Annotated in this window: 17 protein-coding genes; 4 read left to right on the top strand and 13 right to left on the bottom strand. The window is 72.9% G+C overall.

The genetic code is table 11. The features are described from left to right. Positions 1 to 16: 16 nt before the first annotated feature. The 6 genes from ABL57_RS05590 to ABL57_RS05565 form a co-directional block, all read right to left on the bottom strand. Positions 17 to 784, bottom strand: coding sequence for an ABC transporter ATP-binding protein (locus ABL57_RS05590; RefSeq protein WP_047802465.1), 768 nt, complete (start codon positions 782 to 784; stop codon positions 17 to 19). A gap of 2 nt (positions 785 to 786) precedes the next feature. Continuing rightward, complete coding sequence (locus tag ABL57_RS05585) at positions 787 to 1,647, bottom strand: ABC transporter permease (RefSeq protein WP_047802464.1); 861 nt, start codon at positions 1,645 to 1,647, stop codon at positions 787 to 789. Beyond that, positions 1,647 to 3,650, bottom strand: coding sequence for a glycosyltransferase (locus tag ABL57_RS05580; protein ID WP_047802463.1), 2,004 nt, complete (start codon positions 3,648 to 3,650; stop codon positions 1,647 to 1,649). Before ABL57_RS05580 ends, ABL57_RS05585 begins: the two co-directional genes overlap by 1 nt. After that, positions 3,647 to 4,834, bottom strand: a complete 1,188-nt coding sequence (gene glf, locus ABL57_RS05575; RefSeq protein WP_047802462.1) for a UDP-galactopyranose mutase — start codon at positions 4,832 to 4,834, stop codon at positions 3,647 to 3,649. Before glf ends, ABL57_RS05580 begins: the two co-directional genes overlap by 4 nt. A 105-nt stretch (positions 4,835 to 4,939) precedes the next feature. After that, positions 4,940 to 6,118 (bottom strand): glycosyltransferase family 4 protein, encoded by a 1,179-nt coding sequence (locus ABL57_RS05570; RefSeq protein WP_047802461.1) that lies wholly within the window; start codon positions 6,116 to 6,118, stop codon positions 4,940 to 4,942. 102 nt (positions 6,119 to 6,220) lie between these two features. Further along, positions 6,221 to 6,619 (bottom strand): hypothetical protein, encoded by a 399-nt coding sequence (locus ABL57_RS05565; RefSeq protein WP_047802460.1) that lies wholly within the window; start codon positions 6,617 to 6,619, stop codon positions 6,221 to 6,223. A gap of 313 nt (positions 6,620 to 6,932) precedes the next feature. On the opposite strand from ABL57_RS05565, the gene ABL57_RS05560 reads away from it, so the two are divergent. Next, positions 6,933 to 7,181, top strand: coding sequence for a WhiB family transcriptional regulator (locus tag ABL57_RS05560; protein WP_017833636.1), 249 nt, complete (start codon positions 6,933 to 6,935; stop codon positions 7,179 to 7,181). Positions 7,182 to 7,253: 72 nt separating this feature from the next. On the opposite strand, the gene ABL57_RS05555 is transcribed toward ABL57_RS05560, so the two are convergent. The 3 genes from ABL57_RS05555 to ABL57_RS05545 are packed head-to-tail and all read right to left on the bottom strand — an operon-like array spanning position 7,254 to position 10,900. After that, entirely contained in the window at positions 7,254 to 8,819 is a 1,566-nt protein-coding gene (locus tag ABL57_RS05555) for a sensor histidine kinase (RefSeq protein ID WP_047802459.1), read from the bottom strand. Positions 8,820 to 8,867: 48 nt separating this feature from the next. Further along, positions 8,868 to 10,250 (bottom strand): P-loop NTPase, encoded by a 1,383-nt coding sequence (locus ABL57_RS05550; protein ID WP_238985987.1) that lies wholly within the window; start codon positions 10,248 to 10,250, stop codon positions 8,868 to 8,870. Continuing rightward, a complete protein-coding gene (locus ABL57_RS05545; protein ID WP_047802458.1) occupies positions 10,247 to 10,900 on the bottom strand; it encodes an SAF domain-containing protein in 654 nt (217 codons plus the stop codon). The genes ABL57_RS05550 and ABL57_RS05545 overlap by 4 nt, the downstream gene beginning before the upstream one ends. A 238-nt stretch (positions 10,901 to 11,138) precedes the next feature. Between ABL57_RS05545 and ABL57_RS05540 the strand changes: the two genes are divergently transcribed. After that, the gene (locus ABL57_RS05540; RefSeq protein ID WP_047802457.1) at positions 11,139 to 11,354 is read left to right on the top strand and encodes a helix-turn-helix domain-containing protein; all 216 of its coding nucleotides are present in this window, start codon (positions 11,139 to 11,141) and stop codon (positions 11,352 to 11,354) included. Between the two features lie 34 nt (positions 11,355 to 11,388). Here the strand turns inward: ABL57_RS05540 and ABL57_RS05535 are convergent, their stop codons facing one another. After that, positions 11,389 to 11,952 (bottom strand): hypothetical protein, encoded by a 564-nt coding sequence (locus ABL57_RS05535; RefSeq protein WP_047802456.1) that lies wholly within the window; start codon positions 11,950 to 11,952, stop codon positions 11,389 to 11,391. A 144-nt stretch (positions 11,953 to 12,096) separates the two neighbouring features. Between ABL57_RS05535 and ABL57_RS21700 the strand changes: the two genes are divergently transcribed. Together ABL57_RS21700 and ABL57_RS05525 are read left to right on the top strand one after the other, a co-directional pair. Then, positions 12,097 to 12,987 carry a LysM peptidoglycan-binding domain-containing protein gene (locus ABL57_RS21700; RefSeq protein WP_053004771.1) on the top strand — a complete coding sequence of 297 codons (891 nt, stop codon included), beginning with the start codon at positions 12,097 to 12,099 and terminating at the stop codon, positions 12,985 to 12,987. A gap of 73 nt (positions 12,988 to 13,060) precedes the next feature. Then, entirely contained in the window at positions 13,061 to 13,576 is a 516-nt protein-coding gene (locus ABL57_RS05525) for an Rv3235 family protein (protein ID WP_047802455.1), read from the top strand. Positions 13,577 to 13,602: 26 nt separating this feature from the next. Here ABL57_RS05525 and secA read toward each other — a convergent pair whose 3' ends face one another. From secA to ABL57_RS05510, 3 genes are all read right to left on the bottom strand, one after another. Then, a complete protein-coding gene (gene secA, locus ABL57_RS05520; protein WP_047802514.1) occupies positions 13,603 to 16,344 on the bottom strand; it encodes a preprotein translocase subunit SecA in 2,742 nt (913 codons plus the stop codon). A gap of 191 nt (positions 16,345 to 16,535) precedes the next feature. Beyond that, complete coding sequence (hpf, locus tag ABL57_RS05515; protein WP_047802454.1) at positions 16,536 to 17,222, bottom strand: ribosome hibernation-promoting factor, HPF/YfiA family; 687 nt, start codon at positions 17,220 to 17,222, stop codon at positions 16,536 to 16,538. Between the two features lie 89 nt (positions 17,223 to 17,311). Next, positions 17,312 to 17,544: phosphoribosyltransferase family protein (locus tag ABL57_RS05510; protein WP_047802453.1), on the bottom strand; the 233-nt coding region annotated here is incomplete at its 5' end.

Below are 17,544 nucleotides of genomic sequence, written 5' to 3'. Positions count from 1 at the left end.
GTGCCGGTGGAACTTGTCAGCCGGCGTTCTCCGAGGCGCGGAACTGCTCGATCACCTCGTCGATCGGTCCGTCACTGCGGACACGGCCGCGCTCGATCCACACCCCGCGGTCGCAGACCTTGCGGACCACGTCGAAGTCGTGACTGACCACCAGGAGGGTCTTGCCCTCCTCCGAGAGCTCCCGGACCCGGTCCAGGCTCTTGCGCTGGAAGGGCTCGTCACCGACCGAGAGGATCTCGTCGATGATGAAGATGTCCGGGTCGGTGAACACGGCCACGGCAAAGGCCAGGCGCAGGTACATGCCCGAGGAATAGAACTTCACCTCGGTCTCGATGAACTGCTCGATCTCGGAGAAGGCGACGATCTGGTCGAACTTTCGGTCGATCTCCTCCTTGGTCATCCCGAGGATCGCGCCGTTGAGGTATACGTTGTCACGGCCGGTGAGGTCCGGGTGGAAGCCGGCCCCCACCTCGATCAGCCCCGCCACGCGCCCGTTGACCTCCAGCGATCCGCCGTCGGGGCTCATCACGCCGGAGACGAGCTTGAGGAACGTGGACTTCCCGGAGCCGTTGAGCCCCACGAGGGCCACGCTCTCTCCCGGCCGGATGCTGAGACTGAGGTCCTCCAGGGCGCGGAAACGGTTGGAGATGTCCTGGCGCCGACCCCGCGCGAGCCACATCACCGTCTCCTTGAGGGAGCGGGCGTGGCGCAGCGAGAACTCCTTGGCCAGGTGCCGGGCGACCACGGCGGGCTCCTCCGGCGGGATGGTGCGGTCAATGCTCATGGTCACAGCTCCTGCGCGAATCGGCCCTCGAGCCGGCGGAAGGTCAGGTCGCCCAGGACCATGATCACCGCGACCACGAGCAGGGCGACGGGCGTCCACAGGGAGAACAGGTCGGGCGGCACCGTGTGGGCGCCGGGGCTGGTGGTCGGCAACCAGAATGCCGCGTGGGAGAGCTCCACTGCCACGGTCAGGGGATTGAGCATGAACCCGGCAAACCACACCGGGCCCAGCACGTCGCGCACCAGCAGCCACGGGTAGAGCACCGGCGCCGACCACGTGCTGACCATCACGATGAGGTCCACGAAGTTTTCGGCGTCGCGGAAGAACACGTTCGCCGCGCCGAAGAGCATGCCCAGGCCCGCGCCCAGCAGACCCACGATCAGCAGGGCCGTGGGGATGGCCAGCAGGGAGATCCACGTGGGCGACCAGCCCATGATCAGGCACGCCACCAGCATCACCACCAGCTGCGGGAGCAGGTGCACCCCGGCCACCCAGACGGAAGCCACCGGGAACATCTGCCGCGGCAGGTAGATCTTCTTGATCAGGCTGGCGTTGGCCACGATGGAGCGAGCGGCGTTGCCGAAGGACTCCGAGAAGAAGTTCATCAGGATGATGCCGGAGAACAGGTAGACGGCGTAGTTCTCCATCCCGCGCTCCAGGCCCAGGAAGATGCCCAGCGCCACGTAGAAGACCACGAACTGGATGCCGGGCTTCACGTAGGACCACAGCAGCCCCAGGACCGTGCCGCGGTAGCGGATCTGCAGTTCCTTGTCGACCAGCAGCCTCAGCAGGTAGCGCTGCCGGAAGACCGCCGGCAGTCCTGTCCCGGCGGACGGCCTCCGGACGACCGTGGGCGCGGCCATCAGACGCCGATCTCCGAGTGCTCCCGGAAGGTCGCCTCCCATGCATCCATGGAGGTCACCTGCGGCAGGGCCTCCCGGTAGCGCCGCGAGAGCTCAGGCCAGCGCAGGGCCAGCTGTGCGTGCAGCCGCAGGGACTCGGCCAGCAGGGCGCGGGCCTCCCGGGGCGATCGCTTGTACCAGGTGTAACCGGTGCCGTCCGAGGCCGAGACCAGGGCGCTGTCGTAGCGGGTGAGCCGCCACCAGCGGGCGTCCTGGTAGGGCAGGTGCACCTGCGGGCGCTGGTCCGCCTCCTCCTGGGGGCGCACCGCGAGATGGCGCACGAGGGCGGACGCGGTGGAGGTGAGGATCTTCACCCCATGTGGTGCGGAGATCCGCCGGGTGCGGACTGGCCTGGCCGAGGCCACCGCCGGGTAGGCGTCGATGTCGGCCTGGTAGACGGCATCGGTGTGCTGGGTCATCAGCCGGCGCACATCACGGATCCGCTGGGGCAGCAGCTCGTGCAGCGCATCGGGCCCCGCCAGCACGTCTCGGAGGGCCATCACCCGGGCCTCCTCGGCGAAGTACTGCATGGACAGCAGGTGCCGGAGGTCCTTCGCCCCGTTGCGACCCAGGACCTCCCCGCCCCGGTCGAACGGCGAGTGCAGGAGCGCGGCCACGAGCTGGTTGCGCTTGTGGAAGTACGCCTGCCAGCTGATCGTGTCGTCCTTGTCCGCCCAGGCCAGGTGCCACACGGCCACGCCCGGCAGGGAAACGGTCCGGTAGCCGGCCGCCTTGGCCCGGATGCCGTACTCGACGTCGTCCCACTTGATGAACACGGGCAGGGCCAGGCCGATCTCGCGGATGACCTCTGTGGGGATCAGGCACATCCACCACGCGTTGTAGTCGACCTCGACGCGTCGGTGCATCCAGGCCGTGCTGCGCAGGCTGCTGTGCCGGAAGTCGTGGCCGAGCTCGACGCCCTCCCCGGCGGGCCCGTACTGGAAGCTGTACGGGTCCATCGCCTCGCCGAAGTTGTGGATCTTCGTGGGGTTGAGCAGGTCGATCATGTGCCCGCCGACCAGCGTAGGACGCTTGCAGAAGTCGGCGAACACGCTGACCCGCCGCACCGCCTCCGGCTCGATCTCCACGTCGTCGTCCATGAGCAGCACGTAAGTGCTGTCCGCACGGACGGCCTCGTACATCCCGCGCGCGAAGCCTCCGGCCCCGCCGAGGTTGCCCTGGTCGATCACGCGCAGCCGGTCGCCAAAGCGCTCTTGCACCTCGTCGAACCCGGGCTCATCGACGACCTTCTGGTTGCCCTGGTCCACGATCACGACCTGCTCGACCTGCGGCAGATTCCGCTGCTGCTCGACCAGCAGCCGGGCGTTGGTCAGGCAGTAGGACGGCTTGTTCATGGTGGTGATCTGGAGGGTCACGGTGCCCTCGGAGATGCCCGTGCCGTCGCCCAGCCACTGGGCGCCGAGCAGTCGGAGGTCCTCGTCGGCGGCGGCCAGGTCGAACCAGTACCACCCGCCGTCGGCGAACGCCTTGAGCGGCAGGACGGCCTCGACCATGTGCTCCGCGCCGGCGACCTCGTGCTCGGAGACCGGCACGGACTCACCGCGGGCGTTGGAACTGTGCACGCTCACCGTGCCGCGACCGGTGGTGCGCACGCGCAGCACCACCTCGCGCAGGTGCGTGTTGTGCCGCCAGTAGCTGGCCGGGAACGCGTTGAAGTACGTGGCGAAGGAGACGGTGCTGCGGGCGCGCACACGCGCGGAGGTGCGCCCGAGGATCGTCAGGCCGTTCGAGACGGCCGGCCCGGAGGCCACGTTGACCACGATCTGGGGGCGCTGCTCGCCCGTGTCCTCCTGCTGGACCGAACTGCCGGTGTCCGCCCTGGTGTCCAGGTAGAGCGGTTGGGTGGAGGCGCGGTCCTTGGCCGGGAAGACGAGTTCCTGCAGCACCCGGTGCGTGGTGCCCTCGGTGCCGGTCCGGTCGGTGTCCTGGGTTGTCGCGGTCACGCGTCCACTCCCCCGCTCTCGATGGAGGCCCCGCCGGTGAAGTGGGGCTTGAGTTTGTTGTCGACCATGGACAGCGCGGCGCCGATGGCCATGTGCATGTCGAGGTACTTGTAGGTGCCGAGCCGGCCCCCGAAGAGGACCTGGTCCTCGCCCCGGGCGAGGTCCCGGTACTTCAGGAGCTTCTCGCGGTCCACGGACGTGTTGACCGGGTAGTACGGCTCGTCGCCCTTCTCGGCGAAGCGCGAGAACTCCCGCATGATCACCGTGGCGTCCTTGGTGTAGTTGCGTTCGGGGTGGAAATGGCGGAACTCGTGGATGCGGGTGAAGGGGACGTCGGCGTCCGGGTAGTTCATCACCGGGGTGCCCTGGAAGTCCTCAATGGGCAGGACCTCCTCCTCCAGGTCGATGGTCCGCCACGAGAGGTCGCCCTCGGCGTAGTCGAAGTACCGGTCCACGGGGCCGGTGTAGACCACCGGCACCTGCCCGGAGACGGCGGAGCGGGAGTAGTCGTGGCCCTCGTCGAAGAAGTCGGTGTCCAGGCGGACGTCGATCTTCGGGTGGTCCGCCATGCGCTCGAGCCAGGCGGTGTAACCGTCCACCGGGAGGCCCTCGTACTTGTCGTTGAAGTACCGGTTGTCGTAGGTATAGCGCACCGGCAGCCGGTTGATGATCGAGGCGGGCAGGTCCTTGGGGTCGGTCTGCCACTGCTTGCCCGTGTAGTGCTTGATGAACGCCTCGTAGAGGGGCCGGCCGATGAGCTGGATGCCCTTGTCGTTGAGGTTCTGCGGGTCCGTTCCGGCGAGCTCCCCGGCCTGCTCCTGGATCAGCGCCCGCGCCTCCGCCGGCGAGTGCGCCGCACGGAAGAACTGGTTGATGGTGCCGAGGTTGATCGGCATGGGGAAGACCTCGTCCTGGTGGCGCGTGTAGACGCGGTGCACGTAGTCGGTGAAGTCGGTGAAGCGGTTGACGTAGTCCCAGACCCGCTCGTTGGAGGTGTGGAAGAGGTGGGCGCCGTAGCGGTGCACCTCGATCCCGGTCTGCTCCTCGTTCTCCGTGTAGGCGTTGCCCCCGATGTGGGAGCGACGGTCGATGATAGCCACGTTGAGGTCCAGCTCGTTGGCGGCCCTCTCGGCCACGGTCAGGCCGAAAAGGCCCGACCCTACGACGACGAGATCTGCGTTCACGGGCATACTCCTGACATTGGGGTCCTGGTGGGCCCGGTCGACATCCGGCCGGTGGGGGTGAGGGCACGGGCGCGCCGGGCGTGCGCTGCGTACCAAAGTACCTGATCAGTCCGCGAAGCCCTGAAGCAGCCACTCGGCGGCGAGGCGGCCGGAGGCCGCCAGGGAGGCGTTCTCGGCCGCCCAGTCCGCGCGCCGGCGCCTCAGCCGGTCGTTCTCCTCGGCGAGGGCCGGGTCGCGCCACCGGTCCAGGGCGGCGATCATCGCCTCGGCCACCGCGTCCGCGTCGTGGTCCACGGCCGCGCCCAGGCCGTTGTCCTCCACGAGCTCGGCGGCGACGCCGGCCCCGGCGTAGACGACGGGGGTGCCGCACGCGGCGGCCGCGTAGATCTTGGTGGGCTTGGTGAAGTCGTAGCCGATGTTCGGCAGCACGGCACCCAGGGCCGCCACGGCCCCGCGGGTCCACTCGGCGGTCTCGGCGGCAGGACGCAGCCCCTCGAAGACGATGTGGCCGGGGGCCGTGCGGGCGGCGATCTCCTCGACCCGGTCGATGTCGGAGCCGCGGCCGAAGAAGCGCAGCTGCGCGTCCGGATGGGCGCGGAGGACCCGCGGCAGGGCGCGGACGAACACGTCCGCGCCCTGCCACTCGGACATCGACCCGGCGTAGACGAAGTAGGGGGCGCCGGGGTCGGCCACGGGTCCGTCGGGCCGGAAGACGTCGGTGTCGATGCCGTTCTCGGCCACGAGCACCTTCTCCCACGCGACGCCGGTGACGGACTGCAGCTCCCGTCCCATGGCCTCCGAGACGGTGAGCACACCGGCGGCCCGCCGCGCCGCGAGCGTCTCCATGACCCGCATGGCCCTCTTGACCAGCGGCGAGACGTCCATCTTCTCCGCGGCGGTCGTCCAGATGTCCGGCGCGTACCAGATGTAGGGCCGGCCCCGCAGCACCGAGGCGGCGAGCACGGCCATCCCCGTGGTGGGGGGCGGCTCGCTGACCACGAGGTCGGCGCGGGTGAGCAGCAGCCGGAAGAACACGGGGACGTCGAAGCTGAGGTACTGCACGATGCCGCGCACGTAGTCGAACCGGTCCCGCAGGACGGGCCAGCGCCGCACCGGATAGGGCTCGGGCTCGATCTCCGTCCCCGCGGGCGGGCGCGTGGTGAGGACGCGCACCTGCGCACCCCGCTCGGTGAGGCCCCGCGCCAGGGCGCGCAGCCGGAAGGACGCGGCAGCCGGCTCGGGGGCGAAGATGCGGCTGACGATGACGACGCGGCGGGGAGTCACGGGGGAGACCACCTGTTCGGAGCTTCTCGACGGGCAGGGACACGGGCGGGGGCAGGGCACGACGGCGCCGGTTTCGGGCGCTCCCACTCTACTGGCTCGGTGCTACCGCACGGTGCGGCTCGTCCAGGCGAGCACCGTGGGGCGGAACAGCAGGAGGAGCACGACGGCGGCCGGCACGGCCAGGGCCAGGCCGAGCGCCCACTGGCCGCCCTGGAGCAGCGGGAGGGCGAGCACCAGCACGAACAGCTGGACCACCAGCGCCGCGGCCCGCGGCCAGCGGAAGCCGCGCCACAGGCCGCGGCCGACGTGCAGCAGCCACAGTGCGCCGCCGAGGAGCACGAGCACCAGGAAGACCGTCCCGCCCACGGTCAGGGGCTGCTCGAAGAGCAGCGTCCAGACCAGGCGGAGCCCGGCGACGGCCAGGGCCAGGGCCTCCAGCAGCACGATGCCGGACAGCACGGCGATCTCGCGCGGGCGCACGTCCGGGGAGGGGGTGGACATGGTGACGGTCTCCTTCCGGCCGGGCCGCGGGGCGCGGACTGCCGCGCTCCCCCGCCACCATAGTGCGCCGGGCGGCGGCGGGGACGCCCCCCGGCGGGCCCGCCCGGTACCGGCTGTGAGGAAGACCTCACCGACACGGGTGTGACCGGCGCCCCAAACCCCTTGTCCCCCACCCCGCGGCGTGGGAAGGTGGACGACAGTTCTTCACAAGGCCCGTGCGAGTGGGCCTTTTCTCTTGTCCCGGACGCCCCTGCCGCAGGATCGTTCTGCCCTGTGCGCCGGGACCCGTCCTTGAAAGGAGCGATCACTGACCATGGATTGGCGTAGTCGCGCAGCATGCCTGGAGAAGGATCCCGAGCTGTTCTTCCCCGTGGGCAACACCGGACCTGCTCTGCTCCAGATCGAGGAGGCGAAGGCCGTGTGCCGCAGCTGCCCCGTGATGGACACCTGCCTCCAGTGGGCCCTCGAGTCCGGCCAGGACGCCGGGGTCTGGGGCGGGATGAGCGAGGACGAGCGGCGCGCCCTCAAGCGCCGCGCCGCCCGCGCCCGTCGCGCCTCCTGAGGCACCCGCCCGCGACGAGGACGTTCGCGGCACCCGAGGACCGGGACCCCACGGGGTCCCGGTCCTTCGTCGTCAGGGGCCGGGCTGGTCGTCGAGACGGGCCCGCACCGTGACCTCGGTGCCGCCGCCCTGGCGCCGGGACCAGTGGATCGACCCGCCCAGTTCCCCGGCCACGAGGGTGCGCACTATCTGCATCCCCAGGCCCTCCCCGACGTCCGCCCGCCGGAACGCGGCCGCGCCGGTCTCCTCGGGCACGACCGCGCCCATGCCCACCCCGTCGTCGCTCACCACGACCTCCAGCAGCTGGCCGGCGCCCTCCCCGTCGGGCACCCGGGAGGCCTCCAGGGTCACCGTCCCGGTCCGGCCGGCCAGTCCGTGCTCGACCGCGTTCGTGACCAGCTCGTTGATGACCAGGGCCAGGGGCGTGGCCAGGCGGGTCGGCAGCTCGCCGAACTCCCCGATGAGCCGGGTGCGCACCGACTGCTCCGGGGCGGCCACCTCCGCGACGAGCCGGAACTGCCGCTCGATCAGCTCGTCGAAGTCCACGTTCTGCGTGAACCCTTGCGAGAGCGTCTCGTGCACCATGGCGATCGTCGCCACGCGGCGCATGGCCTGCTCGAGCCCGTGCCGGGCCTCGTCGGTGGTCATCCGCCGGGCCTGCAGCCGCAGCAGGGCGGAGACCGTCTGGAGGTTGTTCTTGACCCGGTGGTGGATCTCCCGGACCGTCGCGTCCTTGGACACGAGCTCCAGGTCCCGGCGGCGCAGCTCGGTGACGTCGCGGCACAGCAGCACGGCGCCCAGCCGGCCCGACCGGTCCCGCAGGGGCACGGAGCGGAAGTTCACGCTCACCCGGGCGCCCTCCACCTCGGTGCGCCAGGCGGTGCGCCCGCTGAGCACCGGGGCGAGCGTCTCGTCCGGTTCGACGCCGGGTCCCAGTGCCGGCGGGACGACGTCCATGAGGCGCTTGCCGACCAGGTCGCCGTCGATCCCCAGCCGGCGCAGCGCGGACTCGGCGTTGGGCGAGACGTAGGCCACCCGGTCGTCTGCGTCGATCCGGATGGCGCCGTCACCGACACGCGGCGCGCCGCGGCGGGAGCCCGTGGGCGCCGAGAAGTCGGGCCACAGGCCCTCGTTGGCCATCCGCAGCAGCGCGTCCGCGGCCTCCCGGTAGACGACCTCCTGGAGGGAGGACACCTGCCCGGACCGCCGCCCGGTGTGCACGGTCAGCAGGGCGAGGGTGCGGCCGTTGCGCACGAGCGGGACGATCTTGACCTGGGCGGCCGAGGCCGGCCCGTCCCCTCCCGCACGCAGGAGCTCGATCCGCCGGCCCACCCATGCCGCGCGCAGCGGCCCGGCGAGCTCCTCGGGCATCAGCTCCCCGACCATGTCCTGGTGGAAGACGGTGGGGCCGGTGGCCGGCCGGACGTGGGCGAGGACCCGGAAGGGGCTCCCCGGTGCGGGCATGCCGCGGCCGTTGCCGCTGCCGGCGGAGGGGATGTAGTCCACCGGGAAGCTCAGCACGAGGTCGCCGAAGGCGAGGTCGGAGATGAGCTGCCAGTCCCCCACGAGCAGGTGCAGCCACTCGTAGTCGCCGGGACCGAAGTCCCCGCACTTCCTGAGGGGGTCCGTGAACGCCACGTCGTCTCCGGTCGTCGCGGGCGGAGGAACCGGGCGGTGCCTCCGGGATCAGCGGCGCAGCCAGGCCCCGATCCTGCCGCCCAGCCTAGTACCGCGCACCACCGGTTCCCCGCCCGCGTCCGCCGGCTCGGCGAGCACCCCCGCGGCGAGCCGGCGCAGCGCCGCCCGCACGGGCGAGCCGGCCGCGGTCTCGGCCAGCACCGCACCCGCCAGCAGCGCCTCGTCGAAGGTCTCCGGGTCCCACGGCACGAAGTGCTCCACGGCCGGTCCGGAGCCGAACCGGGCCCATGCCTCGCGGATCCCCAGTTCCGGGGCCCGTCCCGCCGCGGAGCGGCGCAGCTTGTTGACCGTGACGACGAGCCGGGCGCCCGGCGCCGCGGCGGCGACGTCGGACAGACCCTTGACCAGCCGGGGCACGCCGATGGCGTCGGCCGCCCCCACGGCCACGACCACGTCGGCCCGTTCCAGCACCGTCAGCGCCGCCGCGTGCCGGCGGGGCGCCATCGAGTCCACGGTCAGCTCCTCGTCGGCCTCGAGCGCGAAGCCGCAGTCCACGACAGTCGTCCCGAACTCCTGGGCGCACCGCTCGAGGACCGTCGCCACCGCTCCCGAGCGCAGCTCCGGCCACCGGTCCTGACGGGTGAGGCCGGTGAGCACCCGCACGGTCCGCCCCGCGATCGCCACGTCGGCGGCGGTCCGGCGCAGCGCGGGGCCGTCGAGCCGGCCCTGGTCGGCCAGGCGGCAGGCCTGGGCGAGCCCCGCCGCCTCGTCCAGCATCCCCAGGGCGGCGGCCACCGAGGGCCCGTAGGTGTCGGCGTCCGCCAGGGCCGCGTCCTCGCCGAGCAGCGCGAGCTCCGCCGCGAGGTTGACCGCCACGGTCGTGCGGCCGGGCGCTCCGGTGGGACCCCACACCGCCACGATCCGCCCGGACCGGGGCGGGCGCGGCGGCTCCGCGCCGGGCGGGGCGGACTCGGGCCCGCTGACCGGTCCGTCGGCGCCCTCGACGGCGGCGAGCTCGCTGCCGTCGGCCTGCCGCTCCGGCGCGTGCGCGACGACGTCGGCGTAGCCGACGGCACTCGGGGCGGCCGCCGCGGCGGCCACCGCCTCCTCCACCAGGCGCGCGGCGTCGGCCGGACCCGCTCGTTCCGGGACGACCACCGCGCCGAGCCCGGCGAGCCGGCGGTGGTCGTGCCCTTCGAGCACCAGCAGCACGGCTCCGCCGAGCCGGACCTGCTCCAGCAGGCTGGCGGTGAGCTCCTCGGCGCCCTCCGCCACGAGGGCGGCCCGGCCGAGGCCCGCCCGCGCCGCCGCGAGGAGCTCGGTGAGGTCCAGGCAGCGCCGGACCACCGTGACGGGCCCGTGCAGCCGCTCGATGCCGTCGACCAGGGGCCACGTGGAGATCCCGAGGGCCATGACCGGCAGACCCGTCACGGCGCGCCCGCCGGGTTCCACACGAGCGTGACCCGGGCGTCGTTGCCCAGGGCGTCCACGACGTCCTCCATCGGGCCGTCCTCGACGAGCACGTGCACCACCGTGCCGCGGCCCGCCCCCAGCGCGGTCTCCTCCGCGGAGACCGAGGCGATCTCCGCGGCGGGCAGCAGCAGGCGCGCGGGCTCGTGGCCGCGACCGGAGGGCCTCTGGGCCGCGACCCACACGTCGACGCGCGAGCCCGCCGCGGCGTCCTCGGGCAGCGGGTGCTCGACGGGCACCGCGACCGGCTTGCGATCGAGCCGGTCGGCCGTGCCGAGGGCGGCTCCCGGCAGCAGCTGGCCCTGCGGGATCCGCTGCGTCGCCACCGTGCCCGGGGCGGGGCCGGCGCCCGCGGGGACGTACAGGTCGGCGGCGTCCTGGAGGCGGACGTCCACGGCCACGACGTCGTCCTCGGTCACGGCCTGCCCGACCTCGAGGTCACGGGCCGCGGCCAGATAGGGGTCCGTGCGGTTGGTGGCCGTCACCACCGCGGTGACCCCGGCGACGGAGAGCAGCACGAGCAGCAGGCCGGTGAGCAGCCGCGGATCCTTCCAGGTCGGCTTCCTGAACCGGGCCGACGCGGCGTCCGCGCCCCTGACCGTGCCGCTCATCGGCGACCGCCTTCCTCCTGCGTGGGCGGGCCCTGGCGCCGCGCTCGTCGCCCACATTCTGCCCGTGCGGCAGGAGCACCGGAACAGCCCGGTGCACAACTGGGGACAGCCCGCGCCCGTCCCGCACGGGCTCCGGGTCAGCAGGACGGGTGCGTCCCCCCTTGTGGACGGCCACCCGGGGACGGGCGTTCGGTGGCAGACTGGGACCGACGAGCAACGACGTGCGAGGAGGCGGAGCATGGCGCAGCAGCGCTTCCTGACCCTGGCCGACGTGGCCGAGATCCTCAACATCTCCGCCACGCAGGCGAGAGCCCTGGTGCGCAGCGGGGAGCTGCCGGCCATCCAGGTGGGCGGGCGTGGTCAGTGGCGGGTGGAGACGGCCAAGCTGGAGGAGTACATCGCCCGCGGCTACGAGCGCACCGCGGAGGCCGTGCGCTCCGGCTCCCTGGACTGACCAGTCCCCGGGCGGCGCCGCTCCGGCGGTGCGCTCACTCTCCGCTGAGCGAGGAGACGCAGACCAGGGCCGAGAACGGCACCGCCCGCGAGGCGGTCACGCTGCCCCGCCTGCGGTAGTCGTCGTCCGGGTGCAGGGCCAGGTCCACGAAGTCGGCGCCCACCCCGTCGATGGTCCCGTCGAGCTCCCCCAGGGCGCCGCCGCCGGTGAGCCGGATCCGCACCCGCGCCCGTCCCCGGGCGAGCGCCCGCAGCGCGTGTGCCAGCCCCAGGCGCACGGTCACGGTGTCCGCGGCCGGCTGCCATCCCCGGCCCAGGGACTCCCACCACAGCACCGCGCTCAGCGGCACGAGGTGCTCGGCCCCCCGGTCCTCGAGAGCGACCCACCCGGCGCCCAGCGCCCGCACCCGTCCCTCGACCGGGACGGAGCCGGCCAGCAGTGCCCGCACCGGTTCCCCGCGCCGCCGGCGCAGCCGGTCCGCCAGTTGCACCCGCGCGTACTCGGCGCGGGCCTGCTCGGCGGCCTCGGCCTCGAGCGCCTGCTGGCCCGCGGCGGCCAGCTGGGCCTCCATGTCCGCGAACAGCTGCTCCCAGCGCACCCGGCCCTCCCTCCGGCGCCCGGCGCCTCCGGCCGGGCAGGCCCTCAACCTAGGACCGCCCCGCACGGCCGTCAAGGAGTTCCCTGTGCACCGCAGGAGGTGAGGGCCTTTACACCCGGGCGCTGACGGTGCTACCAATGCCCCATGACACCAAAACGTGTCAAACGACACCAAAAAGCATCAAACGAAAGCAACCGTCGTGCAGGTCGAGCGTCGCGCCGGGGTGCCACGGCGGACTCCGCGTCCCGCGCCGCGGCCGAGCTGTGGCCGGCCCTGCTGCTCCCCGCCCTCGGCCTGTCGCTCGCCGCCAGCGGTGCCGTCCTCCTCGGCGGGGTTCCCGGCGGCGAGCGCAGCAGCGGGATCCGCGGGATCACGTGGTCCGCCGCCGCGGAGCCCGAGCAGCTGCTCGGGCTCGCCGCGGCCGGCCTCGGCTGCGCCGTGGTGCTGGTCTGGGCGGCGGCCGCCGCCCTCGCCGTCCTCGCGGTGCTGGCCGGGCACCACCGGTGGGAGCGCCTGGGCCGGCTGTGCGGGCGCTGCTCCCCGGCGCTGCTGCGCCGGGCCGCCGCCGCGGCCCTGGGGCTGCAGCTCGTCGCGGCCCCGGGCGCGGTCGCCGACGACGCGCCCTCCCCGTTCTGGTCCGGGGGCACCGCGGTGCACGGGCCCTCCGCGTCGGTTCCGGACGGACCGGCGCAACCGTCCGCCGCACCGGCCGACCCCGGATCGGCACACCCCGCGCCGCTCCCCCCGCCCGTCGTGCCGGTCGCGCCCTCCGCGCCCTCGACCGGGGAGGCACCGCGATTCCCCGGTGCGCACCCGGCGCCGGCGGAGCGCACGGTCGACGGCGCCGTCACCGTCCTGCGCGGCGACACCCTCTGGTCCCTTGCGGCGGCGCAGCTCGGCCCCGGGGCCTCGGCCGAGGAGGTCGACCGCGCCTGGCCGGCCTGGTACGAGCTGAACCGGCACGTCCTGCCGCACGGGCCCCACCTGCTGCTCCCCGGTCAGCGGCTCGTGGTCCCGGGCACCGGGGACCACTGACCGCTCCGCCCCGACCACTCCGCCTTGAACACTCCGCCCCGACCACCGTCGCACCGCTCCCAGGAGGCCCGTCATGAACGCACCCGCCGCCGGTTCCGATCCTGTCGCCCGGGCGCTCGCTCCCCGGCCGTCCCCGGCCGCGCCGCCGGTCCGCCGGGAGCGCCCGGCGCCGCCCACGGCCCCGGGCGGCTACACCTGGGGCGCCACCCGCGTGGTCGGCGGCACCGCCGAGGACGAGCTGGGCCGGGTCACCGCGCTCGCCCGATCCATCGGCCAGGCGGCCGTGGAGGTGCTCGGCGGGAGCCGGCCGGCGGCGCAGCTGGGCCGGTGGACCAGCCCGGAGATCGTGCAGCGCTTCCAGCAGCGGGCCGACATGCTGCGGCTGCTGCAGGAGCAGTTCGAGGGCAAGGCCTCGCTGCAGGAGCTGCACCGCAACCCGCACGTCCGCCGGTGCCGGGTCTGCCGGGTGGACCGCGGCGTCTACGAGGTGGCCCTCGTGCTGGTCGAGCCGCGGCGCGGGCGGGCCGTGGCCATGCGGGTGGAGCGCCTGGGGCGGGGCTGGAGCGTCACCGAGCTCGAGGTCGGCTGACCCCGCCCCGGTGCGCCCGGCTCCGCTCAGCCCTCCGCGGTCTCTGCGCTGCCGGCCCGGGCGCGGGCCCGGCGCCCCGCCCGGTTCGGGGCCGCGTCGTCCGCGCCGGCCGCCCCGTCCGCGCCGGCGGCTCCGTCCGCGCCGGCCCGGACCGCCGCGGGGGCCGGCTCCACCCGGGTCTGCGTCCCGCCGGTCTCGCCGGGGGCGGTGTACTGCAGGAAGCTGGGCTGGCGCGGGATCTGCAGCTCCACGGGGCCGCCGTCGGCGCCCACGCGCTGACGGCGGATCTCCATCCGGAACAGCGTGGAGACCGTCTCCTCGCGGATCGCCCCCATCATCTCCTGGAACATCGCGTACCCCTCGCGCTGGTACTCCACGAGCGGGTCCCGCTGGGCCATGGCCCGCAGGCCGATGCCCTCCTTGAGGTAGTCCATCTCGTACAGGTGCTCGGGCCACTTGCGCCCGATGACCGAGAGCAGCACACGCCGCTCCAGGTTGCGCATGGCCTCCGGGCCGACCTCCTCCTCGCGCTGGGCGTAGACGAGGCGGGCGTCGGAGAGGATCTGCTCGCGCAGGAACTCGGCGGTGAGGCGGGTGCGCCCGCCGGCCTCCTCCACGACCTCGTCGACCGTGAGGGTCACGGGGTAGATCGTGCGCAGCGACTCCCACAGCCCCTCGAGGTCCCAGTCCTCGGGATGGCCCACCGCGGTGCGGTCCTCGACCGTGGAGCTGACGACCTCGTCGACGAACTGGACGATCTGCTCCTGCAGGTCGTCGCCCTCCAGAACGCGGCGGCGGTCCCGGTAGACGGCCTCGCGCTGGCGGTTGAGGACGTCGTCGTACTTCAGGACGTTCTTGCGCTGCTCGGCGTTGCGGCCCTCCACCTGGCTCTGCGCGGAGGCGATGGCCCGGGAGACGATCTTGTGCTCGAGCGCGGTGTCGTCCGGGGCCCCTGCCATGAGCCGCTGGGCGGCGCCGGCGTTGAACAGGCGCATGAGGTCGTCGGCCAGCGACAGGTAGAACCGCGACTCGCCCGGGTCGCCCTGGCGCCCGGACCGCCCGCGCAGCTGGTTGTCGATGCGCCGGGACTCGTGCCGCTCGGTGCCCAGCACGTACAGGCCGCCGGCCTCGACGACCTCCTGGTGCTCCGCCTTCGTCTCGGCCTCGCACGCGGCCAGCACCTCGGGCCAGACGCGCTCGTACTCCTCGGCGTCGCGCTGGGGGTCCAGGCCCCGCTCGCGCATCCGGTCGACCGCGTTGAACTCGGCGTTGCCGCCGAGCATGATGTCGGTACCGCGGCCGGCCATGTTGGTGGCCACCGTGACGGCGCCCCGGCGACCGGCCTGGGCGACGATCGCGGCCTCGCGGGCGTGGTTCTTCGCGTTGAGCACCTCGTGGCGGACCCCGCGCTGGGCCAGCAGCTTGGAGAGGTACTCGCTCTTCTCGACCGACACCGTGCCCACCAGGACCGGCTGGCCCTTGGCGTGGCGCTCCTCGATGTCCTTGACCACGGCGGCGAACTTGGCGACCTCGTTCTTGTAGACGAGGTCGGGGCGGTCCACGCGGGCGAGCGGGCGGTGGGTCTCGATGGACACGACGCCCAGCCCGTAGGTGTTCATGAACTCGGCGGCCTCGGTCTCGGCGGTGCCCGTCATGCCGGAGAGCCTGTCGTAGAGGCGGAAGTAGTTCTGCAGGGTGACCGTGGCGAGGGTCTGGTTCTCCGCCTTGATCTCCACCCCCTCCTTCGCCTCGATGGCCTGGTGCATGCCCTCGTTGTAGCGGCGCCCGGCGAGGATGCGGCCGGTGTGCTCGTCGACGATCATCACCTCGCCCTTGAGCACCACGTAGTCCTTGTTGGCCCGGAAGAGCTCCTTGGCCTTGATCGCGTTGTTCAGGAAGCCGATGAGGGGGGTGTTCTGCGCCTCGTAGAGGTTGTCGATGCCCAGCCAGTCCTCGACCTTCTCGATCCCGGACTCGAGCACGCCCACGGTGCGCTTCTTCTCGTCGACCTCGTAGTCCGTCTCCGGGTGCAGGCGCTGCACGAGGCGGCCGAACTCGGTGTACCACCGGTTGGCCTCCCCGGAGGCCGGCCCGGAGATGATCAGCGGGGTGCGCGCCTCGTCGATGAGGATGGAGTCCACCTCGTCGACGATCGCGAAGTTGTGCCCGCGCTGGACGAGCTCGTCGGGGCTCCAGGCCATGTTGTCGCGCAGGTAGTCGAAGCCGAACTCGTTGTTGGTGCCGTAGGTGATGTCCGCGACGTACTGCTGCCGGCGGGTCGCGGGGTCCTGGTTGGCCAGCACCACCCCGGTCTCCATGCCGAGGAACCGGTAGACGCGGCCCATCAGGTTCGCCTGGTACTCGGCCAGGTAGTCGTTCACGGTGACGACGTGCACGCCCTTGCCGGTGAGGGCGTTGAGGTAGGCCGGGGCCGTGGCGACGAGGGTCTTGCCCTCACCGGTCTTCATCTCTGCGATGTTGCCGAGGTGCAGGGCGGCGCCGCCCATGAGCTGGACGTCGTAGTGGCGCTGGCCCAGGGTGCGCGAGGCCGCCTCCCGGACCACGGCGAAGGCCTCGGGCAGCAGCCGGTCCAGCGACTCGCCGTCGGCCACCCGGGCGCGGAACGCGTCCGTCTCGGCGCGCAGCTCCGCGTCGCTGAGCTCCCGGAAGCTGTCCTCGAGGCTGTTGATGGCGGCCGTGTAGGACCGCAGCCTCGTCAGGACCTTCTTGTCTCCGGTCCTGAGGACTTTCTCCAGGAATGACGCCACGTGCACACGCTCCTCGGTGTTCGACTGCCGTGTTGGGCTGGTGGGGGGAATTACGGCACCTGCTCCAGTCTACGGGAGCAGGCCCGTCCCGGCGGGCACGGAGGAGCCCGGTGGCGCTGACCACCGGGCTCCTCCGGGGCGGGACCCGGCCGGCTCCCGGCCGGCGGGGTCCCGCGCTCAGCGGTGCGTGCTCAGCGGGCGCCCTCGGTCTGGTACGCCCGGACGCTCTCCTGGGGCTCCTCGCCGTTCTCGCTGAGGCTGATCACGCCGTAGCTCCAGCCCTTGCGGCGGTAGACGGCGGAGGGCTCCCCCGTCTCCTTGTCGAGGAAGAGGTAGAAGTCGTGGCCGACCAGTTCCATGTGGTCGACGGCCTCGTCGACGCTCAGCTCGGCGGCGGGGAACCGCTTGCGCCTGATCTCGACGGGCGTGACCGCGTCGGAGAGGCTCACGCTCTGGTCGAACGCCTCCTGCTCGGCGGTCGCGAGCTCTTCGGGGGTGGTGTAGATGGGTCCGGAACTTGGGACCACGGGCAGGGCGCCGGTGGCCTCGTGAACGGCGGTGGGGCGGTGGGCGCCGCGGTGCACCTTGCGGCGGTCGCGCGCGCGGCGCAGCCGCTCGAGCAGCTTGCTGTAGGCCTCGTCGAAGGCCGCGAACTTGTCGTCGCCGCGCGCCTCGGCCCGCAGGACGGGGCCGCGCCCGGACACCGTGATCTCCACGCCCATGCCCTGGTGGCCCGGCATCGCGTGGTCCTTGGTGACCTTGACATCAATGCGCTGGACCTTCTCGCCCAGCTCCTCGAACTTGACGACCTTCTCGGCGGCGTACTCCTTGAACCGCTCCGGTACGGCGACGTTGCGCCCCATGACGTTCAGTTCCATGATGCCCTCCAGTTGTCGGGGGTGACGTGGGCGGATGGGGCCGCCCACCCGGGAGGATTGTTGCGTCCCGTGACTCAACGTTAGTGGAATCACAGTCGATATTCACCAGCCCCCGGAGGCGCCGGGCGGGAATCAGCGGTGAGCGGAACCGCCGGCGGGCGCACGGCCGCGAGGACCACGGCGCCCACCACGTCCGCGCCGCCGGCCCGCAGCGCCCGGGCCGCCTCGGCGAGGGTCGCGCCCGTGGTCAGCACGTCGTCGACGACGACGCAGCGGGCCCCGGCGGGCACGGCCGCCCGCAGCGACCCCGCCTGCCGGGTGC

Source organism: Kocuria sp. SM24M-10 (genome assembly GCF_001027955.1).
Taxonomy (GTDB): domain Bacteria; phylum Actinomycetota; class Actinomycetes; order Actinomycetales; family Micrococcaceae; genus Kocuria; species Kocuria oceani.
The sequence above is the reverse complement of the archived record's forward strand: the minus strand, read 5'-3'. Positions and strand labels throughout refer to the sequence as shown.